Genomic DNA, 24,075 nt, shown 5'->3' on the forward strand with positions numbered 1-24,075 from the left:
CCGCACGAGCGCCGGAACCGGAGCCTGCACCGCTCTGCCGCACCGCGTCACTCCGCCGCCTGCTGCTCCTGGCCGGTCGCCCGCTCGCGCCCCCAGGCGGCCAGCGGCCGGAGCGCCTCGTCGAGGCGCCTGCCGTCCCCGGTCAGCGCGTACTCGACGCGCGGCGGCACCTCGTCGTAGGACACGCGGCCCACGACGCCGTCCGCTTCCATCTCCCGCAGATGAGAGGCCAGCACCTTCTCGGTGACGCCCGGAAGCAGCCGGCGCAGCTCGCCGAAGCGGCGGTGGGGGCGCTCGTGGAGCGCCCAGAGGATCAGCACCTTCCACTTGCCGCCGATCACTTCCATCGCGGTGTCGATACCGCAGACGTGCCCGTCCGGCGTACCCGGCCGGTTCAGCGTCGTCATGCTCCACCCCTCCGCACCCCGGTGACGTGCTCGCTCACCTCGGGGTAACCACCCACCCCAAAGTGCGTACTTGATCATACTTATGTCTGTGACCAGCCTTCATGGCATGACACATCACTCTGCTCATCCCACACCCCTCACCCTGCTGGGACTCGGCGCGATGGGTACCGCGCTCGCCCGGACCTGGCTCGCCGCAGACCACCCGCTCCCCGTCTGGAACCGCACCCCGGCGCGTGCCGCGGCGCTCGCCGCCGAGGGCGCCGAAGCCGCGGACAGCGCAGCCGAGGCGGTCGCCGCGAACCCCCTGGTCCTCGTCTGCCTCATGGACGACGCCTCGGTCCAGGACGTGCTGACCGGTACGGACCTGACCGGCAAGGACCTCGTCAACCTGACCACCGGCACGCCCGCACAAGCCCGAGCCCGCGCGGAGTGGGCCCGCGAGCGCGGTGCCCGCTACCTGGACGGCGGGGACGGGCACGAGGGCAGCGCAGCAGCCGGGACCCCGGCCGCAGTGGGACGGACGCCGAGGAGCGGCCCGCCCCGCCGCCGTGGGGGAGGCCGCCGGCGTCCCCGCAGGCGCACGGGGAGAGCGTTCGGGACACTCAGGCGGCCTCCGCGCCGCGGGCGCGGCGCCAGGCGCCGTCCGTCAGCAGCCGCAGCCCGTTGAGGCCGACCAGCACGGTCGAGCCCTCGTGCCCGGCCACCCCCAGCGGAAGGGGCAGCGTCCCCGCCAGGTCCCAGACGACCAGCCCGGCGACGAACACCCCGGCGATGCACAGATTCTGCAGCACCAGGCGGCGAGCCGCGCGGGAGAGGCGGACCACGGTGGGGACGGCGCCGAGTTCGTCGCGTACGACGACGGCGTCGGCGGTCTCCAGTGCGAGGTCCGAACCGGCACGGCCCATGGCGATGCCGGTGTGGGCCGCGGCCAGAGCGGGGGCGTCGTTGACGCCGTCACCGACGAGGAGGACGGCCCGGCCCTGTTCCTCCCACTCCCGCACCGCCGCGACCTTCTCCTCGGGCAGCAGGCCGGCGCGCACGTCGGTGACACCGACCTCGGCCGCCAGCCGCGCGGCGGCGGGCGCGTTGTCCCCGGTCAGCAGTGCCGGGGCGCGGCCCGTCAGCCGGGTGAGCGCGGCGACGGTGGCGGCGGCGTCGGGTCGCAACCGGTCGGCGACGCCCAGCACCCCCGCGCTCCGGCCGTCGACCACGACCACGACCGCGGTCCGTCCCGCACCCTCCAGTTCCCGGACGATCTCCTCGGCACCCGCCCCGTCCTGACGGGGAAGCAGGTGTGCGGGCGACCCGGCACGGACCGTGCGGCCGCCGACGGTGGCGGTGACGCCCCGGCCCGGGACGGAGGAGAAGCCGGCGGTCTCCACGAGGTCCAGGCCGTGTTCCCGGGCCGCGGTCACGACGGCACGGCCCAGCGGGTGCTCGCTGCGGTGCTCGGCCGCCGCCGCCAGCCGCAGCAGGGTCTCCCCGTCCGTCCCGCCACCGGGCACCGGCCGGATGTCGCTGACGTGGGGTGAGCCCTCGGTGAGGGTGCCGGTCTTGTCCAGGGCGACGGTGTCGGTCCCGCCGAGCCGCTCCATGACGACGGCCGACTTCACGAGCACCCCGTGGCGCCCCGCGTTGGCGAGGGCCGACAGCAGCGGCGGCATGGTGGAGAGCACCACGGCGCACGGCGACGCGACGATCATGAACGTCATCGCCCGCAGCAGGGCGGGTTCGAGCGCGGAACCGAACACCAGCGGGACGGTGAAGACGGCGAGGGTGGCCAGTACCATGCCGACCGAGTAGCGCTGCTCGATCTTCTCGACGAACAACTGGGTGGGCGCCTTGGTCCGCGAGGCCTCCTCGACCATCCGCACGATGCGCGCCACGACCGCATCCGAGGGGTCCCTCCCGACGCGGACGTGCAATGCGCCGGTGCCGTTGACGGTGCCGGCGAACACCTCGTCACCGGCCTGCTTGACCACCGGCAGCGGCTCTCCCGTGATGGTGGCCTGGTCGACCTCTCCGGCTCCGTCGACGACCGTTCCGTCGGCGCCGACCCGCTCCCCGGGCCTGACCAGGACGAGGTCGCCGATCTCCAGCCGTCCGGCGTCCACGGACTCGGCCGTGCCGTCGGGCAGGATCCTGGTCGCGGTGGCGGGTGCCAGATCGAGCAGTCCCCGTACGGAGTCCGCCGTACGGGCGGTCGCGACGGCCTCCAGGGCGCCGGATGCGGCGAAGATGACGATCAGCAACGCGCCGTCGAGCACCTGGCCCACCGCCGCGGCGCCGAGCGCGGCGACCACCATCAGCAGGTCCACGTCGAGCGTCCGGTCCCGCAGCGCCTTCAGGCCCTCCCAGCCGGGCTCCCACCCGCCGGCCACGTAGGCGGCGGCGAACAGCGCTCCCCAGAGCCAGGCCGGAGCGCCCTGCAGATACAGCGGCAGCGCGAGCAGGAACAGCGCGAGCGCCGCGGCCGCCCACCGGGTCTCCGGCAGGGCCAGCAGACGCGTGCGGCGCGGGGGAGGAGCGGATCGCGCCCCCGCGGTGAGCGTCGGCGACGGACGCGGGTTCAGGACCGAGGACATGGCGGAACGCCCCTTCGTGCACAGGGAGTGGAGAGTGCGCCCACCATACCGGAACAACTGAACAGGTCTTCAAGTGTCACGAGTAGGATGACCGCATGGGCCACGGAAGCGACGGCAGGAACAGCGACACCCCGCGCGAACGCCTGGACGCGGCCGGGGCCACCGAGGTCGCCGCCGCACTCCAGGCCCTGGCCACCCCGTCCCGCCTGTACATCCTGGCCCGCCTCCAGGAGGGCCCCTGCCCGGTCGGCGAACTCGCGGAGGCCGTCGGCATGGAAGCCTCGGCCTGCTCCCACCAACTGCGCCTGCTGCGCAACCTCGGACTCGTCACCGGCGAGCGGCACGGCCGCTCCATCGTCTACTCGCTGTACGACAACCATGTCGCCGAGCTCCTGGAGCAGGCCCTCTTCCACGTCGAACACCTGCGCCTCGGCCTGCGGGACGTCCCGGCCGCCGAAACGGCAGCGGCCGGCCGCCCCGGCCCCGGATGAGGCACCGGGCTCTGCACGCCGAAGGGCAGCGGACCCGGCTCACCACACGCGCCGACGCACCGCACTGCTCCGTTCGGCCCGAGCCGGCCCACCACCGTGCGCACCCGGACGGCACCGGGCACCTTCCGCGCAATGCGTGGTACCGATCAGGGCAGCATGCAAGGTGCCGATCCGCCCACCTGGTGTCGCAGCGGGGAAGGTCATGCATCACCGTCGTCGCCCCACCCCCACCGGGGCCGTCCGCCGCGCGGCTGCCGGAATCCCGCAGCCGCGGCTCGAGCAGGCGCTCCTGAGCGTCACGGCTGCCGCCCTGACCGCCGGGGGCGCCGCCTGGCTCACGGACGCGCCCGCCGCCGCGGACCTGTGCTGGGCCCTGGGCACCCTCGCCGCCCTCCCACCATCGCTGGCCTGGGTGCTGGGCGCGCTGCGACGTGGGCACGCCGGCGTGGACCTGATCGCCGTACTGGCACTGGCCGGCACCCTGGCGGTGCAGGAGTACCTGGCCGGAGCACTGATCGCGCTGATGCTCGCCGGCGGCCGGACCCTGGAGACCGGAGCCCAGCGACGGGCCTCCCACGACCTGCGGTCGCTCCTGGAGCACGCACCCCGCTCCGCCAGGCGCCGCACCGGCGAAGACGTGGTCCTGGTGCCGCTCGACGAGATCGCCGTCGACGACGTCCTGGTGGTCGGCCCCGGCGAAGTGGTCCCCGTGGACGGCCGGGTGCTCGGCGCGACCGCGGTCCTGGACGAGTCCGTGCTCACCGGGGAGCCGATGGCGGTGGAACGGGCCGCCGGCCGCCCGGTGCGCAGCGGCGTCGTCAACGCCGGCCACGCCTTCGACCTGCGGGCCGACGCCACCGCCCAGGCCAGCACCTACGCCGGGATCGTCCGACTGGCTCGCGAGGCCGAGGCGGAGTCAGCCCCCGTCGTCCGGCTGGCCGATCGCTACGCCGCCTGGTTCCTGCCCCTGACACTCGCCGTCGCGGGGCTGGCCTGGCTCGTCAGCGGGTCGACCGTCCGGGCCGTCGCGGTCCTGGTGGTCGCCACGCCCTGCCCACTGCTCCTGGCGGCACCGGTCGCCGTCGTCTCGGGACTCTCCCGCGCCTCCCGCTCCGGCGTGGTCATCCGCGGTGGCGGTGTACTGGAAGTCCTCGGCAGGGCCCGGACGGTACTGCTCGACAAGACCGGCACCCTCACCGGCGGCCACCCGCAGGTCGTCGACGTGATCGCCGCGCCCGCCCGGACACCGGAGGACGTGCTGCGGCTGGCCGCGTCCCTCGACCAGTACTCCCCGCACGTCCTCGCACACGCCGTCGTCGACGCAGCACGCGAACGAGGCATGAGGCTCAGCCCGCCCGCGGACGTCGCTGAGGAGCCCGGCAGGGGAGCGACCGGCACCGTCGAGGGACAGCCCATGGCGGTCGGCCGCCTCGCCGCCGACGCCGAACGCCCGGAGTGGGTCCGGGCTGCCGAGAACCGGGCCCTCCTGGACGGCTCGGCCCTCGTCTGGCTCACCGTCGACGGCCGTCCCGCGGGCGCTGTCGGCCTCCGCGATCCACTGCGCCGGGACGCGGCCCGAACGCTGCGCCGCCTGCGGGGCGCGGGGGTCCAACGGCTGGTGCTGCTCACCGGGGACCGTTCCGAACCCGCCCGGGAGGCCGCGGCCGTCCTCGGCCTCGACGCCGTGCACGCGGAGCTCACCCCCGAGGGGAAGATCGCCGCGGTGCGGGCCGAACGCGAACACGCCCTCACCGTCATGGTGGGCGACGGGGTGAACGACGCGCCGGCGCTCGCCGCCGCCGATGTCGGCGTGGCCATGGGGGCCCGCGGCTCCACCGCTTCCTCCGAGGCGGCCGACATCGTGCTGACCGCGGACCGGGTGGACCGCCTCGCCGACGCCGTCACCATCGCCGTACGCGCACGCCGTATCGCGGTGCAGAGCGCGCTGGGCGGCATGGGGATGTCCCTCGCCGCGATGGCCGTCGCCGCCGCGGGCCTGCTCGCGCCCGCAGCCGGCGCCCTGCTCCAGGAGGGGATCGACGTAGCCGTCATCCTCAATGCCCTGCGATCCCTGCGCCCCGGCAGGGCGGAGCGCTCCCCGCTCTCCCCGTCGGTGGTGGCACTCATCCGCCGTTCCACCGCGGAACACGAGAAGCTCAGCGCGTTGCTGGACGCCGTCCGGGACACGGCCGACCTGATTCCGGCCGAACCCGGTGAGCGGCACCTGCGGGAGCTGAGAGAGCTCCACCAGGCGCTCGTCGAACGCCTGCTGCCCCACGAGCGTGCCGAGGAACGGGAACTGTATCCCGAACTCGCCCGGAACTCATCCGACTCGGCGCTCGTCACCGTGTCGAGCTGTGCCCGCACCGAGATCGAACGCCTCGTCCGACGCATCGGCGCGCACATCGAACTGGCCGACTCCGGGCCGGGTATGACGTCCGCCCAGGTCGACGACCTCCGCGCGTGCCTGTACGGCCTGGACGCGATCGCCCGGCTGCACTTCGCCCAGGAGGAGGAGACCTGGCCTTCCACTTCCTGACCTCTGCGGCCGGGGCCGGTTCGGCCGTTCTTTGCAGGCGGAGCGAGGATCGACGGCCTCTCTCTCAGGGCGTACTGAGGCGTGCGTGCGGGTGACCCGAACGTGTCGCGGCCGAGGGGTGAGACCGGGCCCCGGACCATGGACCGTGGACGAAGTCCGTCTCCTGCACCGCCGCCGGAGGCCCCGACGGCACCTCTCTCCACCCCGCCCCACGATCCGAACCGCCATGGTGCCGATCGCGACTGCCGCGAAACAGCGCCGCCTCGTTCCCCGGAGATGGCCTCATGGACATCGATACGATCAACGGTCTGCCCGCTCATCCCCTGCTGGTCCATGGCGCCGTCACCCTCGTGCCGCTGGCTGCGCTGCTGCTGGTGCTGTGTGCGCTGTGGCCCTCCCTGGGAGGGCGGATCGGCTGGCTTCTGCCGGCTCTGGCCGTGGTGGCGCTCGTGGCCGTGCTGCTGACGACGGAATCAGGCGAATGGCTGGAGGAGCGCGTCGAGGAGACCTCGCTGGTCGAGGAACACACCGAGATGGGCGACGGGCTGACCCCCTGGGCTGTCGGACTCCTCGTGGCGTGCTCGGCGGTGTGGCTGCTGAATCACTTCTCTTCACGACGAAGCGAGGTGTCATCGCACCGGGGAAGCGACCGGGCGATCTCTGCGGCGACATCCCTGCCGGTCCGGATCGTCGTCTGCCTCCTCTCGCTGGCCGTCGCGGTGGGCTCCGCCCTGGAAACCTTCCGGATCGGGGACTCCGGTGCGAAGGCCGTGTGGGAGAAACGGACATCGGGCCACACCGGGGACGGTGCGAACGGGCTCACCGGCGGCGGTGCCGTCTCCCTCCCTCGTCCCTCCACCGCATCTGCGTGTCCGCCGCATACCCACTGCTCCCGGACCGGCCACCGGGCACTCGCGCCAGTACTGCCACCAGGACCAGCAGGAGCGCCAGCCCGGCCAGCAGTCCGAAGAGCGGGTAGCCGGGGCGGGTGATGCCGGAGGTGATGAGCAGCGCGGTCGCAGCGGCAGGCGGGTGTTCCACCCGCAGCAGCGTCTGCCCCAGCAGCGTCAGCCCCACGGCCACGGCCTGCGCACCGATCTGCCGAAGGCTCTCGTGCCCCGTCTCGACGACCGAGGGGTGACTCCACAGGCCGAAAGCGGCCAGGCAGGCGAGCCCGCAGGCGATCGCGGTCGTGTGTCCCAGCAGCGCGGTGCGCAGCTGGGACGACTCGGTGCCGGAGCGGGCCAGGAGCAGGTAGGCCGTCGGTCCCAGCGCGGTCGTCAGCCACACCCAACCGGCGGCGTATCCCGCAAGGCCCACCGCGGTGAGGGCGACCCCGACCAGTACCAGCAGCCTGATCCCCGCGAGCCACAGCTCCGCAGCATGCCTCTTCCTGGGAGAGGTCATGCTGCTCCCGGGACCGGACCGGACGCATGCCCGGCACCCGGCAGGCCCGATCCGGGGTCCCTGCCCCGTGTCGTTCTTCGGCCCGGCACGGTGAAGGGCGCCGGGGCCGCTCCCGGCCGGTGCCGTACCGCGCCGTACTGGCACGTGCAGTGTTCGGTCACCGTCCAGCAATCCCGAGGCCGCTCCGGTGCCAAACGTCGGTCCACCCGGTGGGGCCCGGTCGGGTGCACCGGGCCTGGCGCCCGGCGGTCGCCCTCCCGAAGCGGACGTGGCGTAGGGGGTACGCCGCCAGTCGCCCCCCTCAGCCCACCAGCAGGCCGATGGCGACTCTCAGCCGTTCGAGGAAGAACTCCCGCGACCGGGCCTGGTGCTTGAGGCCGATGGAGGCGCTGTTCAGCGTCCGGGCGACGGCGCGTGCCTTCTCCCGCCCCGTCTCCACGGCGACCGCGTCCGTGACGAGCGCCTCGAAGCGCCGCGGCGCGGTCTCGGTCGTCTCGCCCAGCAGGCCGGGGTTGGCTTCGATGACCTCGGTGATGTCGCGTGCCGCGGGGCCGACGTAGCGGCCCGCCCACTGGTCGAAGGCTTCGGCGAGACGCTCCGGCAGGGGGCGTGCGGCATCGGCCAGGACGTGCTCGACGGCCGCGAGGTCGCGTTCCAGGAGTTGGATGACGGCGGCCCGGAACAGCTCCTCCTTGGAGGAGAAGAGGAAGTAGAGCCCCGGCCGGGAGATCTGCGCCGCCCGTGCCACTTCCTCCATCGAGGTCTTCCGGTAGCCGAAGCGCGCGAACGTGGGCAGGGCGGCGTCCAGGACCGCGGTCCGCCGGCTGGTGTCGGCGACTGCCGGAGAAGCCGGAGAAGGGCGACCGGCATCGGGGCTGCTCATGAGGCGAGCATACGGGCAGATGCGGACTATACAAACAGCGTCTAATCTGTATAGTCGATGGCATGGCTGATTCCACCCTCATTTCGACTCCCTTCACTGCCGCCAGCACCGCGGAGGATGTGCTGCGAGGCCTCGATCTGACCGGCGTCCGCGCGATCGTGACCGGAAGCTCCTCCGGCATCGGGGCCGAGACGGCCCGTGCGCTGGCCGCGGCCGGCGCAGAGGTCACCCTCGCGGTCCGGAACACCGCCGCGGGCGAGGCCGTCGCCGAGTCGATCCGCGAATCCACCGGGAGCATGCGGCCCCGGGTCGCTCCGCTCGACCTCGCCGACCCGGCGACCGTCGCCCGATTCGCCGAGGCATGGCGCGGCCCGCTGCACCTTCTGATCAACAACGCGGGCGTGGTCACCGGTGGCCTCGAACGGACACGTGAAGGCTGGGAGGTGCAGTTCGCGACGAACCATCTCGGCCACTTCGCACTCGCCGCCGGCCTGCACGGCGCCCTGGCGCTGGGAGCGTCCGACCGCGGCCCGGCCCGGATCGTCGCGGTGAGCTCCACCGCGCACATGCGGTCGGGGATCGACTTCGACGACCTCCACTTCGCACACCGCAGCTATGACCCGCAGATCGCGTACGCGCAGTCGAAGACGGCGAACTCCCTGTTCGCCGTCGAGGCCACCCGCCGGTGGGCCGCGGACGGGATCGTCGCCAACGCCGTGAACCCCGGCGGCGTCTCCACCGGGCTGCAACGCAACTTCACGCCGCAGCAGCGGCAGTCGCTCGACGCAGCCGAAGCGGCCGGTGTCTTCACGTACAAGACGGTCGAGCAGGGGGCCGCCACCAGCATCGTCGCGGCGGTCTGGCCCGCCTTCGGCCACTCCGGAGGCCACTACCTCGACGACGCGCAGGAGGCGTACCCCGTCCCGAACGACGTCGATCTTGCACAGCATCCCCACGGGGTCAAGGAGTGGGCGCTTGCCCCCGACCTGGCCCGACGGCTCTGGACCGTCTCGACCGACCTGCTGCACACCTGACGCCGCCGGCCCCGTCGGGGACGCCGATGGGATCTCCGGCCGACCCCGCACGGTTCGAAGCCTCCACCGGTGCCGGAACGGTGCGGCCGCTCCGCCCAGTCGGTACCGAAGTCGGAGACGGCTCGGCGCGTCGCGGTGTGTGCGGAGCGGGGAAGACGGCCCCGGAGCCGGCGACCGCTCCAGTTCCCGCGCCGGACTCCGACCGGGGCCGACCGCGCCGTCCCATACTTCCTGCATGACTGATGCGCACGAGGACCCCATGGACGGCTACCGCCGCTTGCGTCAGGAGCAACCGGACCTGTTCCGCAACGAGGAAGGGCCCGGTGCGATCGACATCGTCGACCCCAGCCAGGCCCCCGAGGACCTCGGCACCCTCGGTCTGGTCTACCAGGACCCCTACATTCGCCTGCTGCGCGACCCTGTCCGCTTCCCCGACGGCCGCCTCGGCACCTACCTGCGGATCCTCAGCACCGCGGACTCACCGGGTGCCGCGATCCTGCCCGTCCTGGACGACCGGGTCCTGTTGCTGGAGAACTACCGGCACGCCATTCGTGGCTGGACTCTGGAGATCCCCCGTGGTTACGGCACCGAAGGGCTCACCGCGGAAAGCAATGCCCTGAAGGAACTCGACGAGGAGCTCTCGGCGCAGGTGGAGTCAGTCACTCCCATCGGCGTCGTCCATCCGGACACGGGTCTGCACTCTCAACCGGTACCCCTCTTCTTCGCCTCGCTGACCGCCACAGGGCCCCTGGAGACCGCGGCGGGAATCCGCAGCCTGGTCACGTTCACGCCCGAGGAACTCGACAGGAAAATCCTCGACGGCACCATCACCGACTGCTTCACCCTCGCCGCCCTCACCCAAGCCCGCCTGCGGCACCTCCTCAGCTGAGAAGGCTCAGCCGGTTCCCTCGTGCTCGTCCGGAGCGTTCAAAGTGGCCTCCCCCTCGGGGCGGTGGACCGGCTCACGCCGAGCGAATCCTGCCTCCTGCATCCGGCGGACCAGACCCTCCCACTCGTCCCTCGTCCGGTCGAACCTCACCTGCATCAGATCCACGCTCGTCTCCAACTGCTTCCTGGCCTGCCGCTGGTCCCGGCCGACCACAGCGAAGCGGACCACACCTTTGGAGGCCGTTGCGGCGACAGAGTCGGCCACTTTCCCGACCACCTCGATCCACGGTTCCTCGCCGAAGATGACGGATATGACAGAACCGAGCGTATGAACGCTCATTTTGATGATCGGCTGCCATCGGTCCACCACTCCTGCGCGCCGGGCACCGACGATGCCGCCGAGCCGCTCGGCAAGAGACACGTACCGGTTGTACACGTCCTGGCTGCGGTCCCTGAACGCCTCAGGTGTTTCCGCCAGGAGCTCGGGATCCCGGAGGAGACGCAGGAGGCTGTCCTTGTAGAGCGCCCACTCGTCGGTCCCCCTCGCCTGCCGCACATGATCCAGACCGAGCCCGGTGAGCCCGACGTCCAACGGATTCTGGACGAGAGCGAACGCCTGCTGCTGGAGCATCCGGACCAGTTCGTCCGCGGACACGGCCGTGCCGCGTGAGAGCGCGCGGTCCAATTCCTGCAGGGCCGTACGGTCCAGCGAATCCGCCGGCGTCAGCGGATAGCGCCCCACAGCGTCCGACAGGGACGTGTTGTACTTCAGATCGGCAAGCTGCTTCAACTCGCCTGCAAACGGCTTCGACCGGTCGTATCGACCCTCTGCCGGGTCGGTGCCCTCGGCCACCACGAATTCCCGGTAGAACTCCTCGCGCACCACTGATTCCCTGTCCACCGCCCACCGGGAGACGTCCCTCAGCCGGGCCTTCAGCCGTCTCGCGCCCTCCTCGTCGAGCTTGAAGTCACGCATCAGGCTCTCTGTCCGGAATCTGGCCATGCTCAGCAGCTGGTCGTGGAACGAGTCCTTGAGTTTGAGGTCGGTGAGCCGGGTGTTCTCGTCCTCGTCCCAGGACAGCCGGAGGCAGCTGCCCGTTCCCGCGTCGGCGACGACCTCCCGCCATGCCCGTTCCCCCTCGGTCCGAACGGTGAAGCTCTGCTCCGCCACCAGTCCGGTTTCTCTGTACAGATAGGGAACGATCACCGCGTCACGCAGCAGTTCCTCGAACGCATCGCGTGCAGCGCCGCCGTTCTGGAAATCCTGGTAGACGGCCTGATTGTTGAGGAAGAACGCACGGTTGACGATGACCTGCTGGGCATTCAGCATCGCCCGCAGGTACTCGTGGCGTACGGCCCGGAGGCGGGCACGAGCCACTTCGGCGTCCCGCAGTGACCGGCCGCCCTCAAGCATGGACCCGAGAAGTTCCTGTGGGACCCACTGGTTGTCGAGGCACTGGGCCACCACGGCGACCGGCTCGAGATCACTGTTGACGATCTTGTTGAACTCTTCGTCCGGCATCGCTCGTACACCTCTCCGTCAGGGTTGGTCGCCCTCGAACCATCTCTGTCCGCCTCGCACAAGCTGGTCGTGATTTTGACATTTGGTCACTACTGATCGACAGGCGTTTGTGAAGCGGCAGCCGGTCGACGTCCGCCCGTGCCATGTCGGCCGCCGGACGTGCTCGCCCACCAGCGCCTCACAGGCATGCGGGCCGTCGGCCGGGGCAGTGAGAAGCGGGGCACATGCGTGCGGGTCCTCGTGCACGCCGCTGCCCCTGACGCCGAACGTCCAGTGAGGGAGCGCTTCGTGAAGGTTCTGGTGATCGGTCTCGCCGTTCTGTTGGTGCTCGTCCTCCTGGCACTCCGTGGAGGCAGGGAACGACGTGGCTCCGGCCCCACCTGGGCCGGGGGCGGCGACTCCCCCGGAAGCGAACACGGGCACGGCGACGGCGGAAGCAGCGAGGGCGGAAGCGGCGAGGGCGGAAGCAGCGGCGGGGGAGGCGGTGACTGACCGCCCCAAGGCACTCCGGCCCGGCCGGGACAGGCCCGTCCGCGGTCTTCTGCCTGCCCGGACTGTGCACGCTTGCGGCCCCTCACCCGCTGCGCTGCGGAGGGCGGCGTCGCCACGCCTCCTCCCGCTCTTCCCGCGCGTGCCGCCGGGAAGCATGGACCCCGGCAGCTGGTTCAGAAGGGCAGAAAGCCCCGCCGGGCCGCCACGGCAGCGGCCGAGGGCGCCCGCTGGACGGTGAGAAGAGCGACGTCGTCCTGGAGCCGGCCACCGGTGTGGTCCAGCAGGTCGGTCACCACGGCGTCGGTGGTCTGCTCGGCGGTGCCGGTGGTCAGCTCGGCCAGGCGGCCGGCGAGTGGATAGAACTCCCCGGTGGCGTTGCGCGCCTCGATGACCCCGTCGGTGTAGAGGATCAGCGTCTCCCCTGAGGCGTACGCGTGCCGTTCCACGGCCCGCGACTCGGGGGAGAGCTCGCCCAGCCCCAGGGGCGGGTACGGTCGGGCCGCTTCCAGAGCCCGAACCGCCCCTCGGCCGAGGACGTAGGGCGGCGGGTGTCCGCAGCAGACCAGAGCCAGCTCGTCGGCGTCGTCGAAGAGGTCGACGAGCACAGCCGTGGCGAAGTCCTCGATCATGTCGGTGTCGAGATTGTGCAGGCTCAGCACCGTGTCGAGTTCGCGGGCGAGTTCCGGCAGCGGCAGGTGGTGATGGGCGAACGCCCGAAAGGCACCGAGGACGAGGGCGGTGTCCTCCAGCGCGTCCAGGCCCTTGCCCCGCACATCCCCGATGATGAGCCGGGTACCGCCCACGATCCGGGTCGCGGCGTAGAAGTCGCCGCCCACCTGTGCCTCCTGCTGCGCCGACCGGTAGGCGGTCGCCAAGGACAGCCGCCCGAGCCGCGCCGGAGGCGGCTTGAGCAGTACCTCGCCGGCTGCCTCGGCCACTGTTCTGGCCTGTGCGAGCTGCTCGTCGCGGCGCCGGCGGCTGCGGCTGTAGAGGACGAGGGCGGCTGAGACCAGCGCGATGGCGGCGGCACGCGTGCTGTAGCCGACGACGTCGGAGTCGGCGTTCGCCAGCCCGAGAGCCAGCTGCGTCACCACCGCGCACAGCCCGACGGCTGCGGTGGCCAGGGGGCCGCCCAGCACGGAGGTGATGGCAGGAGCGACGATCACCAGCGGCCCGAAATGGCGGGAACTGGGCAACACGGCGTCGCAGATCGTCAATCCCACCACGAGCGCCACCGGCAGCAGCAGAACCGCCCCGGGGGCACGAGAAGCACGACGGAGCCATGCCCGACAGTCCCGATAGTCCATGCCCAACGGCTACACCACCATCCTCCGCCCGCCTCGGAACGACTCGGGCGGCTTCGCGGAGAGCACAGCTGACTCCGCAACGCTGTCGCAGCAGCAGAATCCGAGCGACCGGGACCAGGCGCGCGGGGCGAAGGGTCGCGGCAGTGCAGCAGCGTGGTTCGAGCCCGGCCGGCCCCCGGACCCGCCGCGCCGTGACCGCCCGTCCCGGTGGCGAGCACCGTGCCCCGCGCCCGGCGATCGCTGCCGCGGACATGGCGGGTGAGGGCCGCGCACGCGCGACGTGCCGCCGGTCGACCGCGCGGAAGCGCTGGACCGGTCCGCGCCGCCGCCGGTCCATACGACCGGATTCAGGCCTCGGGGTGCCGCTCCCGGCCGCTGGGCAGCTCACCCGACGCGGACTCCTCCAGCAGCGCGGTGTACTTGCGGGAGAGTTCCTCGTACCGCGCGTCGGCCTCTTCGAGGGCTTGATCCGTCCGGCGCCTGTGCCGTGTCATGGCGTACAGGGCGACGGGTCCGGCGACGATCCAGAAGACGGCGATCAGTGCCCACCACGGCATGGTTCCCCCTCGGTGCGGTGCTTCCGGTAGCGCCCGGCGCTCCGCCCGCAGCGTATGCCCTGGCACTCCGTACACCAACATCGTCGAGCGACCCCGCCTGCCGGTGACGCCGGACGCCCGGAACCCAGCGGCGGAGCACTCCGGGGTCGCCAGCGGCGGTTCGCGCCCCGATCCGCCGCGGTGACGTCCTGGACGGCCGGAACGCCTCCGCCGGCCGATCCGGTGAGCGGTGCCTGCCCCGGCCCTGTGGGCTGCGCTGTCGGGGCTCTGTGCCATGATGCGGACGCGCCCGGGGGAGTGGCGCGTGGTCACATGGGCGCCAGGGGGTTCGGGATGAGTGGGGGCACGGAGCCGGACGGCACGTCCAAGTCGGACGAGGAGTGGGAGCGGTTTCTGCGCGAGTCGGTGGCGGGTGCCGCCGACGCCCCCAAGGAGCCGTCCGCGCGGGCCCGCGCCGTGACGCGGCGGCTGCGCGAGGAACCCGACCGCGGCCCGGAGGGCTGGCGCACCTACACGCCCGCCCGGCCCAAGCGCCGCACGGGCTGGTACGTGGCCGGACTGCTGGCCTCGCTGGTGCTGCTCGTGGTGGCGCTCGCGCCCGGCTGGGTGACAGGTCTCGTCCCCGGCGCCGACTCCGCACCGCGGGCGGCCGAGACCGCCCGCCCGGACCAGGCACCCCCGACGCAGGCATCCCAACGCCCCACCCAGGACGAGCCGTTCCGCGGGTCCCCGGCGGCGCGCTGGGCGAGCGGCGCGGCCGGGATCACCGTGCCGAAGGCCGAAGCGGTCGGAGGGATGACCGCGGCCGAGGTCGAGCGCGCCCTCGACCGCAGCCGCGACTTCCTCGTCGCCTCCAGCCTGGACCGCGGGGTGCTGCGGGGTGAACATCCGGATGAGGCCATCGCACTGATCAACCCGCACCAGAAGGACGTCCAGGACTTTCTGGGCACCGCCTTCCGGAGCCCGAGCGAGAAGAACGACCCCCTCCTCCTCTTCAGCCGCTTCCGGCCCTCCCGCGTCCACCTGGTCGGCGATGTCGTGAAGACCCGGGGCCGGCTCACCTTCGAGGAGGGCGAGCGCGGCGCACTCCAGGTGACGGCCGACGTCACCTTCGTCTACCCGGTCACCCGCGCGGAAGCGGACGGCGACGACGAGATCGTCCGCACCATCGTCCGGCGCGAACTGGTCCTGAGCTGGGACGACCCGGACAAGGTGCGGACCGAGCCGGGCACGTTCTCGATCGTCTCGTACAAGAACGACATGACCAACGGCGGTTGCGGCACCCCCTCGGGCTACTTCGAACCGCCTTTCGGCACCGACCACGCGGCGGACGGGGACGGCGCGGACATCGATCCGTACGACCGCAGTGCGCCGGTCGAACGGGACGAGTCCTCCGGGGACGGGTGCAGGCGGGCGACCCGGTCCTGACGGTGCAGATGACGACCGGCTGCCCGTGCCGCAGGACGCCTGAAAGCACCTCACATGGCGGGGGCGCTCGGCGGTTCCTCCCGACCCTCACAGCGGGGGACAGGTCTCACCGGCCTCCCTCGCGCCTCCGGTCCGGTCTGCTCCCGGCCGCGAGGGGCGCGGAGGCCGCTCCACGCCGGTGGAGGGCTGCTGCGGCTGCTGAGCGGTTGCCAGGGCCTGTTCGACGGCGTGCTGGCGCCGCCGCTGACGGCGCAGGACAAAAGGGTTGATCAGGCACATGCCCAGGGCCAGGAGATTCAGGCCGGCGAGCCCGTAGCGCCGATCGAGGACCTGTACCCCGGCGCTCAGGAGCAACAGCAGTGCGGCGGCACTCATCAGCCACCACATCCACCGGTGCCGCTGGGCACTCAGCGTGCGCCGCTGCCGCCTGACGATGTCGATGGCGGCCGGCAGCTCGGCGGGGTCCTGCGGCAACCTTCCCCGCTGGATCTGACGGCCCACCCGCATGTAGCGGCTCGGGGTCAGTCCGAAGCCGGCCGCACGCCGACGAGTCCACCGCCATGCCCAGGCGGCAGCCCCTGCGCTCGGCAGAAGAACGGCGGCAGTGAAGAACAGGCCCCGCGTGGGGTCCCACTCGCCCTCTCCGGCGAACGCGCCCGCCAGAAACCCGGCCAGCGCCGCTGCCAGGAGCACGATGATGACGATCGCGACCGCGTGGAAGCGCCCGGCATCCGTACGTGTCTCCCCGTCCTGCCCGGACATCGCGGTCCCCCTTCTGGTGCGTTGCGGTACGTGGCCGGATACCCGGACCCGCCTCCGGCACACCGCGGTATCCCGGTGCGGAGCCGTGTGGCGGACGCAGCCTTCCGCGTCGCGTGTTCCGGGGGCCTGGGCGCTGTGCGGCGGTGCATGCGAACCCCGCTTCCCGGCCCGAGCGCCGACGAGGATCACCGGGCGCCTCCTTCGGCCGGTACGTGCTGCTCTCCCGGACGGCCGTTCCCCGGGCCGGGAGGCCGGCGGAGGATGCGGACCGCGTGGGTGAGGCGGAGCACGATCGCTGTGAGCCCGGCGGCGGCCGCGACGCAGAGGGCGGTCATGGCGTCGGGTATCCACTGCAGCAGTCCGAGCACGTCACCGTAGTGGGCGGCCGACGCCAGGAGAAGCAGGGGCACCGCGCAGACCGTGCACCAGGCGGCGGTGCGGGCGAGGACGCGCTTCCGGGGGAGTGACCCGACGGTCCCGCGCTTGAGGAGCAGCGCCGCGTGCCCGGTGGAGAGGACCAGCAGTGCGGCCAGAGCGGTGCTGCTCCAGACCGCCCAGTAGTAGAGGGACGCGGAGGGGGCGTCCGTGGGCTGCCGTCCGCCGGCCAGGATCCGTGCCGCTCCGAAGCCGGCCTGCATGACGGCTTCGTCCTGGAGGAGGCCGTAGAGGTTCTGCTGGAGGACGAGCGCGATGTTCCGCTCCGGGACGAGGAAGAGCATGGCCGAATAGCCGGGGGTTGCCCCGGTGTGCCAGACGGCGTCCCGGAGCGGCGCCTTGAGCCCGCCCACCCGCCAGCCCAGTCCGTATCCGGTGCGGGCGCCGGGGGCTCCGCTTTCGGTCCGCAGCGTGCCTTCGGTGCGCATCAGCCGGATCGACGCGGAGGTCAGCAGGGGCTTTCCGCCGGCGGTCTTCCCGCCGCGGAGCTGCAGAGCGGCGAAGTCTGCGAGGTCGGCCAGGGTTCCGCCCAGGTAGCCGTAGCCGGCTCCGTGGTCGTCCACCTCGTCGGCGACGGCCGCGGGTCTGCCCCACAGCAGCTGATGCCCGGGAGGCAGGTGCTGCTCGCGCGCCGAGGCCCGGTCGGCGATGGCGGTGTCCATGCCCGCCGGGGTGAGCACGGCCCGCCTGATGTATTCGGCGAAGGGACGGTGGGTGACGGCCTCGATCACGGCGGTCAGGACCAGGTAGTTGGCGCTGGTGTAGGTGTAGTCGGTACCGGGCGGTCCCGTCGGCTCGATCCGGTCGAGGGCGGCCAGGCGTCCCGCGGGCGGAGGGCAGTCGGCGTCGTAGCAGTCGGCCACGTCGAAGGTCGCGGATTCGGGGAGGCCGGAGGTCTGTTCGAGCAGGTGGCGGACCGTCACTTTCCCGGCGTGCGCAGGACCGCCGAACCGGAACGCCGGAAGGTGGTCGACCACCGGATCGTCCAGGCCGAGGCGTCCGTCCTGCACGAGCGTCAGCACGGCGGTCGCGGTGACGGGTTTGGCGACGGATCCCCACAGGAACGGGGTGTCGGCCGTGACGCGTTCGCCCCTGCCGTCCTCTCCCCAGGAACGTTGATGCACCGGCCCCTCGGGGCCCACGACGGCGTAGGAGAGTCCGGGTGTGCGGGTGGCTTCCATCCGGTCCCGGACATAGGCGTCGATCGCGGCGTAGCGGTCCGTCGAAGCGGTGGCTTCGGCGGGAGGAGCGGCCGCCGCGCACAGCAGCAGCGCGAGCAGCGCGGGCATGGTCCTCGTGGCGATGCGCCGGAGGAAGGAGCGCATGGGCTTCCTTGTCGTCGATCCCGGACACGGAAAATAACCGTATGGCCGTACGGTTATAACCGTACGATGGTATGGTTATCAAGTGTCAAGAACCGCCGATCACGGAGAACGCAAGCGCCGGATCGCCGTCGCTGTCCGGGCGCTGATCTCCGACCAGGGGCTCGACGCGGTCACCGTCGCTCGCACCGCGGCGGCGGCCGGCATGTCCGTCGGACTCGTCCAGCACTACTTCCGCACCAAGGACGACATGCTGCTCCACACCTTCCAGGAGGTCGGCGCGGCTCTCCGCGAACGGGCCGAGCAGCGCATCCGGGACGGCATCGAACACCGCCGCCCGGTCGCGGACGTCCTGGCGCAGGCGATGACCGAACTCCTCCCCCTGGACGAGGGGCGCCGCACCGAGTTCCGCGTCAGCAGAGCGTTCGCCGGCCGCGCGCTGGACGTCCCGGCCCTCGCCGAGATCGACGCGGAGACCACCCGGCGCGTGCGTGCCGACATCGCCACGGCCGTCCGCAACGGCAAGGAGTGCGGCGAGGTCGAGACCGGACTGGACCCCTGGCCCGCCGCCGTCCGGCTGACCGCCGTCACCCAGGGGCTCGCGACGCAGGTGTATCACGACCCCGCCGGGGTGAACGGCATGAGCGCGGCCGAACTGGCGGCATCCGTGATCGACGCCGAACTGGCCACCGTCTTCACCGGCGAGTGCCGCCAGTACGCCGCACAGCACGATGCTTGATGCCTCCCGGCCGGCCCCGGTGCGAGATGCACGCAGCGGCAGCATGCCCCGGTGAGCCCGTACGGCCCGCCATGACCGGGTCGGGGCCGAACGGGAGCCGCGCCGGAGACGCACCCCGCGCGGTCGGGACCCCACTCGTCGGCTCCCGGAGCCGCCGCGACGACCACGCGGGGCCGGGTCAGTCGCGCCTCCCTCCGCCGCACGAGCAGACAGCCGCGCTGCCGCGCGGGGAAGTGCCCTCTTCGTCCGGTTCGCTGCCCGGGAGATAGACCACCAGCGTCTGTTCGGGCTGTTCGGCCAGGTGGAAGGCGGTGTAGACGTACTCCACCGTGCCCTGCCGCGGGTGCCGCAGACGTTTGCGGCCGCTGCGCCGGACCTGCACCTCGTACTGGGGCCACCACTCCCGCATCTCCGCGCTGCCCTCGTGCAACTCCTCGATCAGCCGGGTGTAGCGCGGGTCCCCGGAATGGTTCGCCGCCAGGGTACGCAGCCGGCCCAGCACGCCGCGCGCCTCGGGCTCCCAGTCCACCAGGACCTCCCGCGCCGCAGGTTCGAGAAACACCCACCGGACGAAGTTCGCGGGCCGCTCCTCCTCGGTGATGAGCCGCGGGAACAGCTCGGCGGCGGCCCGGTTGTGGCTGAGCACGTCGTAGTTGCCGCCGATGATGTACGCCGGGTTCGGCTGCAGCAGCAGGGGAACGGCGCTCACCTCTGCCGTCAGCAGATCGTGGGCTCCGGCTTCGGCTGCGGGCGAATGGCCGGCGAGCGACAGCAGATGGTCGCGTTCGTGCCGGTCCAGCCGCAGCGCCGAGGCCAGCGCGGTCAGCACCTGCTCGGACGCGCGGATGTTCCGTCCCTGCTCCAGATACGTGTACCAGGTGGCGCTGATCCCGGCCAGCAGCGCGAGCTCTTCCCGGCGCAGTCCCGGAGTCCGGCGGCGGCCGGTGCGGGGCAGGCCCACCTCGTCAGGAGTGAGGCGCTCTCTCCGGCTGCGCAGGAACGCGCTCAGCTGACGGCGTCGGTCCGGTTGCGTGGACATGGCGGCGTGGCACCTCTGATTCCAGGATAAGTGCATTCTGGATACCAGGCTATTCCTGACGGAGGCTGGTGTGCGAACACGGGCCGCGGCACCGCCGACGTCCCGCACCGTCACACCGACCCCTCCGACGCCGGCAAAGACCTGACGCCATGTCAATTACTGCTGTCGCGGCACCCGGGCCCCGGGGGGTCGAAAGAGGAGAAGGCGAAAGTCATGTCAGAGATCAAGGGCAAAGTGGTGGCGATCACCGGCGCCAGTAGCGGCATCGGCGAGGCGGCCGCCCTGCTGCTCGCCGAACGCGGTGCATGTCTCGTCCTCGGCGCGCGCCGCACCGAGCGCCTGACCGAACTGGTGGCGCGGATCGAGCAGGCGGGAGGCATGGCAGTACAGATCCGTACCGACGTGACCCGCCCGGACGACCTGCGGGCCCTGGTCGCGCTCGCCGAGGAGCGGTTCGGCCGACTCGACGTCCTGGTCGGCAACGCCGGAGTCGGCACCCTCTCGCCGCTGGACGACCTGCGCACCGACGAGTGGGACGAGATGGTCGACGTCAATGTGAAGGGCGTGCTGCACGGAATCGGCGCCGCGCTGCCGGTCTTCCGCGCACAGGGCACCGGCCACTTCATCACCACCGCCTCCACGGCCGCGTTCCGCATCGTGCCCAACATGGCCGTCTACGCCAGCACCAAGTTCGCGGTCCGCGCCCTGTGCGAGGGGCTGCGCCAGGAAGCCGGCGACTCCCTGCGGGTCACCACCGTCTCACCCGGCGTGACGGCGACCCCGTTCGCCGAGGCGTCGGCCAACAGCCGGGTCAGAGCCGAGATCACACAGATGCGCGACAAACTCGCGATCCCGCCCGCGGCAATCGCCGCCGCCGTGGCCTTCGCGATCGAACAGCCCGCGGCGGTCGACGTCAACGAGATCGTCGTCCGGCCCACCGCCCAGGGCTGACCGCCCGCCCCTCCGCCGCCACGCGCACCCCGTGCCGGGCGGCCCCTTCGCCCTCCGACCCCCGCGCGGCACGGCCTTGACCGGATCGACCGGCTACGTCCTCATGCACCTCCAACCGGCCCGGGGCATCGCCGTGCCCCGGGCCGGTGGGTACGTGATCCCCATGATGACCGGGATGGCCGTCGTCGCCCCCGCCGCCGTACGGCCGGCCCGCTCGGCCGCACCGCCCGCACCTCCGCGATCTCCGGTACGGCAACCGGGACGGGAGCCCTGACCTTGCCCGCGGCGAGGCCCGGCGCGAGCATCCGGTCCCTCAGCTGTCGCTGATCCGCCCCGGCTCTCCCGGCGGCGTGGACGAGGACCGGCGCCGCGGGAGGGTAACCTCCTGCCCCCGGCGTTCCGCTCGCAAGGCCGGGAAGTCACCCTGTCCGGGTTAATGGATAGGATAAATTTCTAGATAAAGACTGCTAGGGTGGCGGCCGATGGAGGGAGAGCGGCATGCCGTCCGAGGAAGAGCTGTTCGCGAACATCGACGCGTTGCTGGAGGAGGAGCCGCAGCTCCCGCCCCCTGCGGAGCGCGCCCGCCTTCGCGAAGCCGCCGGTATCACCCAGGCCCGGCTCGCGGTCGCGTTGAAGACATCGACGCAGACGGTGAAGAACTACGAGAACGGCCGCTCCGAGCCGAAGTCTCCGCGCCTGGAGGCCTACCAGCGACTCCTCAAGGGCTGGGCGGCGAAGTACCCCGCCGACAGTGCCCCCGCCACTCCCGCCACTCCCGCCCCGGTCGTCGTGCCGCAGCAGGAGGCATCCGAGGCGTCCGCCGGTCCGGCCGCCGGGCCGGAGCAGGCGGAGGCCGCCGCCCCGGTTCGCATTCCTGCCGCCCCGGCCCCGCCCCGCCCCCCTTCCCGTGCGACAGCACGCCCGGAGACATCGTCCCGGCGCCCGGCGAAGAAGGCCGCCGCGCCGGTCGCCGACCCGCGCTTCCCGCACGGACCGCTCGCGGTGCTGGACGGCGACGGCTCCGCCTACGGCGCCGAGGGGATCGTGCTGGACTGCCCGGCGACCACGGTGGTGGAGCTGGTGCAGTGGACACTGCGCGAGTCCGGCCTCGGTGCTCCGAAGCTCAACCGCCACGGCAAGGACTCCGACCCGCTGATCGTCCTCACCGCCGCGGCCGCCGTGAAGCTCGGGCTGCCCGAGCGTCTGGAAGGGCATGAACAGCGCCGCTCCCTGCGCCTGCCCGACGACCACCCGGTCGTCAAGCAGGTGGCGAAGGCCAAGTGGCAGCTCACCCAGCGCGGGTTCGGCCCCTGGCCGCGGATCTACCGCAAGGCGGAAGGCCGCGAGCGGCAGTGCGTGCAGCTGGCGATCCTGCCCTGGGACGCCCTCGACGAGCGCTCCTGGCCCGGCGTGAGCGAGATGGCGCCGGCCGACGTCGCCCGGACCCTGGGCCTGTACGCACAGCGCGTCATCACCCCGCGCGGATCCACGGCCGTCTCGGGTCTGGAGCTGATGACAGCGCTGCGCCCGCCGACGAAGCCGGAGCGCGATGCGGAGACCGGCAACTGGATCTCGGGCCACAACCCGGGCTCGCTGGGGACGGAGCCCATGGACCCCGCCCCGCCCGAGGCCACCGCGGAGCACCCGGTCGTCGTCCGGTCCGGCTGGACCGGCGGCTTCCTCAACGAGGAGGCGTACCAGTGGGTGCGGCCGGTGGACACGCTGTCCGATGACGAGTGTCTGCTGCCCCACGCGGTCGGCCTGGATCTGAACACGGCGTTCCTGGCGGCCGCGGCCCGCCTGGTCGTCGGCCTGTCCGCCCCGGACCACTTCCACAACGTGAAGTTCAACCCGAAGATCCCCGGCTCCTGGCTGGTCGACCTCTCCCACATCGAGCTGGATCCGCGCCTGCCCTCGCCGTTCACCCCGGACGGCTCCCGGCCGACGGGTCCGGCGTGGTACCAGACGCACACCGTCGCCTACGCCCAGGAACTCGGCCACAACGTCGCTCCGCTCGAGGCGTACCTGCGCAGGGAGACCGGCGCATACCTGGACCCCTGGCACGACCGCCTCAAGAACGCCTATGTCGACACCCTCGCCGGCCTCGGCGTCACCAAGGGCCTGTCCGACGTCGAGTTCCTCGCCGCGATGGAGCAGCACAAGCAGGCCGACCCGGCCCTGGCCGCGGTGCTGACCGCGATCAAAGCGACCATCAAGGGCGGGGTCGGCAAGCTCCGGGAGCGCCCCCAGGGGCGCCACTACAAGGAAGGTGAGCGCTGGCCCGCCCTCGAGCGCCCGACCTGGCGCCCCGACATCCGCGCCGCCGTGATCTCCAAGGCGCGGGTGAACATGCACCGCAAGCTGCGCAACATGGCCACCATGACGGGCCTGTACCCCTTGGCGGTGCTCTCCGACTGCGTCGTCTATCCGAGCCCCGGCACCAGCCCGCTGGACTTCCTGCCCTACGCCGCCTCGGGCAAGCCGCAGCCCGGCGGCTTCCGCCTCGGACCCACACCAGGCCTGGCGAAGCCGGAGGGCGTCCAGCCGATGCTGTGGGCCGTGGACCTGATGGAGAAGGGGCTGAACCCGGCCCGCCACATCAAGGGCGGCGACGCCGTACTGGACGAAGGGGAGTAGGGCCATGGGAGAGATCGACGACGCCATCGAGCGTGCCGACCGGGAGGCGTTCACCAGGAACCCGCCCAAGACCCTCAAGGGCCAGATCAGCTACCTGCTCAAGCAGTTCGGCAGCGCGAAGGCCGTCGCGGCCGAGATCGGGGTCACCGCCGACTCCGTCAACCGCTACCGGCGCGGCGCCCGCAAACATCCCCGCGCCGACATCGCGGCGAAAATCGACGACGCCGTGCGGGCCCGCTGGCAGCCCGGCGTGCGCAAGCGGCGCCGCAAGCAGGCCGCCACGACCCGCGGCGTGACGGTCGAGACCCGCGCCCGGTTCGGCTACACCGCACCGATCGGCTCCACCGACGACGGCCGCTTCCGCCGCCTGACCGTCCACCTCCCCCCTGCCTACGCACAGCGCCTGTTCGACGCCCGCGAGGCCGGGGCCGGCGACCAGCAGATGCGCGGCATCATCGCCGAAGGATTCAAAGAAGTGTATTTCCAGGACGGTGGAAGCCGCGCCATGGGACTCTCGGATGTCGCCATCAACGACATCGACTATCTGGACCTGGACTTCTGAAGAACGGAGGGGCGTGACCGGCTTGATCTCCCCTTGGCCGACATCGGGCCAGGCGCCCTGTTGCACCAGGGATTCGGGTCGCGAGTGC

The 24,075-nt window shown here is 72.1% G+C and carries 19 protein-coding genes and 2 pseudogenes; 11 read left to right on the forward strand and 10 right to left on the reverse strand.

The annotated features are described in order from the left end of the window. Nucleotides 1-47 precede the first annotated feature (47 nt). Nucleotides 48-407, reverse strand: coding sequence for a winged helix-turn-helix transcriptional regulator (locus A949_RS0113550; RefSeq protein WP_019356554.1), 360 nt, complete (start codon nt 405-407; stop codon nt 48-50). Between the two features lie 106 nt (nt 408-513). On the opposite strand from A949_RS0113550, the pseudogene A949_RS39515 reads away from it, so the two are divergent. Next, a pseudogene (locus tag A949_RS39515) lies at nt 514-942 on the forward strand (NAD(P)-binding domain-containing protein); the annotation flags it as partial. A gap of 67 nt (nt 943-1,009) precedes the next feature. On the opposite strand, the gene A949_RS0113560 reads toward A949_RS39515, so the two are convergent. Continuing rightward, entirely contained in the window at nt 1,010-2,992 is a 1,983-nt protein-coding gene (locus A949_RS0113560) for a heavy metal translocating P-type ATPase (RefSeq protein ID WP_019356556.1), read from the reverse strand. Nucleotides 2,993-3,087: 95 nt separating this feature from the next. On the opposite strand from A949_RS0113560, the gene A949_RS0113565 reads away from it, so the two are divergent. The 3 genes and pseudogenes from A949_RS0113565 to A949_RS39620 form a co-directional block, all read left to right on the forward strand. After that, entirely contained in the window at nt 3,088-3,483 is a 396-nt protein-coding gene (locus tag A949_RS0113565) for an ArsR/SmtB family transcription factor (RefSeq protein ID WP_019356557.1), read from the forward strand. A gap of 202 nt (nt 3,484-3,685) precedes the next feature. Beyond that, complete coding sequence (locus tag A949_RS0113570) at nt 3,686-6,022, forward strand: heavy metal translocating P-type ATPase (RefSeq protein WP_019356558.1); 2,337 nt, start codon at nt 3,686-3,688, stop codon at nt 6,020-6,022. A gap of 284 nt (nt 6,023-6,306) precedes the next feature. After that, a pseudogene (locus A949_RS39620) lies at nt 6,307-6,795 on the forward strand (DUF2231 domain-containing protein); the annotation flags it as partial. A gap of 46 nt (nt 6,796-6,841) precedes the next feature. Here A949_RS39620 and A949_RS33340 read toward each other — a convergent pair. After that, nucleotides 6,842-7,429, reverse strand: coding sequence for an HPP family protein (locus A949_RS33340; protein WP_019356560.1), 588 nt, complete (start codon nt 7,427-7,429; stop codon nt 6,842-6,844). A gap of 301 nt (nt 7,430-7,730) precedes the next feature. Then, on the reverse strand, nt 7,731-8,312 hold the full coding sequence (locus A949_RS0113585; protein ID WP_019356561.1) for a TetR/AcrR family transcriptional regulator: 582 nt from the start codon (nt 8,310-8,312) through the stop codon (nt 7,731-7,733). Between the two features lie 62 nt (nt 8,313-8,374). Between A949_RS0113585 and A949_RS0113590 the strand changes: the two genes are divergently transcribed. Continuing rightward, entirely contained in the window at nt 8,375-9,346 is a 972-nt protein-coding gene (locus A949_RS0113590) for an SDR family NAD(P)-dependent oxidoreductase (RefSeq protein ID WP_026004619.1), read from the forward strand. 235 nt (nt 9,347-9,581) lie between these two features. After that, nucleotides 9,582-10,235, forward strand: coding sequence for an NUDIX hydrolase (locus tag A949_RS0113595; protein ID WP_158687582.1), 654 nt, complete (start codon nt 9,582-9,584; stop codon nt 10,233-10,235). Nucleotides 10,236-10,241: 6 nt separating this feature from the next. Here the strand turns inward: A949_RS0113595 and A949_RS0113600 are convergent, their stop codons facing one another. The 3 genes from A949_RS0113600 to A949_RS0113610 form a co-directional block, all read right to left on the reverse strand. Continuing rightward, complete coding sequence (locus A949_RS0113600) at nt 10,242-11,756, reverse strand: hypothetical protein (protein WP_019356564.1); 1,515 nt, start codon at nt 11,754-11,756, stop codon at nt 10,242-10,244. A 665-nt stretch (nt 11,757-12,421) separates the two neighbouring features. Continuing rightward, nucleotides 12,422-13,447 carry a PP2C family protein-serine/threonine phosphatase gene (locus A949_RS0113605; protein WP_237735824.1) on the reverse strand — a complete coding sequence of 342 codons (1,026 nt, stop codon included), beginning with the start codon at nt 13,445-13,447 and terminating at the stop codon, nt 12,422-12,424. A 455-nt stretch (nt 13,448-13,902) separates the two neighbouring features. Then, nucleotides 13,903-14,112 (reverse strand): hypothetical protein, encoded by a 210-nt coding sequence (locus A949_RS0113610; RefSeq protein WP_019356566.1) that lies wholly within the window; start codon nt 14,110-14,112, stop codon nt 13,903-13,905. A gap of 333 nt (nt 14,113-14,445) precedes the next feature. On the opposite strand from A949_RS0113610, the gene A949_RS0113615 reads away from it, so the two are divergent. Further along, nucleotides 14,446-15,540, forward strand: coding sequence for a hypothetical protein (locus tag A949_RS0113615; RefSeq protein ID WP_026004620.1), 1,095 nt, complete (start codon nt 14,446-14,448; stop codon nt 15,538-15,540). 87 nt (nt 15,541-15,627) lie between these two features. Here the strand turns inward: A949_RS0113615 and A949_RS33345 are convergent, their stop codons facing one another. Together A949_RS33345 and A949_RS0113625 are read right to left on the reverse strand one after the other, a co-directional pair. Then, on the reverse strand, nt 15,628-16,302 hold the full coding sequence (locus A949_RS33345; RefSeq protein WP_019356568.1) for a hypothetical protein: 675 nt from the start codon (nt 16,300-16,302) through the stop codon (nt 15,628-15,630). Between the two features lie 185 nt (nt 16,303-16,487). Further along, nucleotides 16,488-18,062: a serine hydrolase domain-containing protein gene (locus A949_RS0113625; protein WP_019356569.1), complete on the reverse strand. Its 1,575-nt coding sequence runs from the start codon at nt 18,060-18,062 to the stop codon at nt 16,488-16,490. 82 nt (nt 18,063-18,144) lie between these two features. Here A949_RS0113625 and A949_RS0113630 point away from each other — a divergent pair, with 82 nt between their 5' ends. Further along, nucleotides 18,145-18,798, forward strand: a complete 654-nt coding sequence (locus A949_RS0113630; RefSeq protein ID WP_019356570.1) for a TetR/AcrR family transcriptional regulator — start codon at nt 18,145-18,147, stop codon at nt 18,796-18,798. Nucleotides 18,799-18,976: 178 nt separating this feature from the next. Here A949_RS0113630 and A949_RS0113635 read toward each other — a convergent pair whose 3' ends face one another. Continuing rightward, nucleotides 18,977-19,837: a helix-turn-helix transcriptional regulator gene (locus tag A949_RS0113635; RefSeq protein ID WP_037706324.1), complete on the reverse strand. Its 861-nt coding sequence runs from the start codon at nt 19,835-19,837 to the stop codon at nt 18,977-18,979. Nucleotides 19,838-20,050: 213 nt separating this feature from the next. Between A949_RS0113635 and A949_RS0113640 the strand changes: the two genes are divergently transcribed. From A949_RS0113640 to tpg, 3 genes are all read left to right on the forward strand, one after another. Beyond that, nucleotides 20,051-20,788: an SDR family oxidoreductase gene (locus A949_RS0113640; RefSeq protein WP_019356572.1), complete on the forward strand. Its 738-nt coding sequence runs from the start codon at nt 20,051-20,053 to the stop codon at nt 20,786-20,788. Between the two features lie 498 nt (nt 20,789-21,286). Next, on the forward strand, nt 21,287-23,425 hold the full coding sequence (gene tap / locus A949_RS0113645; protein ID WP_019356573.1) for a telomere-associated protein Tap: 2,139 nt from the start codon (nt 21,287-21,289) through the stop codon (nt 23,423-23,425). Between the two features lie 4 nt (nt 23,426-23,429). Next, nucleotides 23,430-23,987, forward strand: coding sequence for a telomere-protecting terminal protein Tpg (gene tpg / locus A949_RS0113650; protein ID WP_019356574.1), 558 nt, complete (start codon nt 23,430-23,432; stop codon nt 23,985-23,987). The last annotated feature ends 88 nt before the right edge of the window (nt 23,988-24,075 follow it).

Source organism: Streptomyces sp. AA1529, assembly GCF_000280905.1.
In the GTDB taxonomy this organism is placed as follows: Bacteria; Actinomycetota; Actinomycetes; order Streptomycetales; family Streptomycetaceae; genus Streptomyces.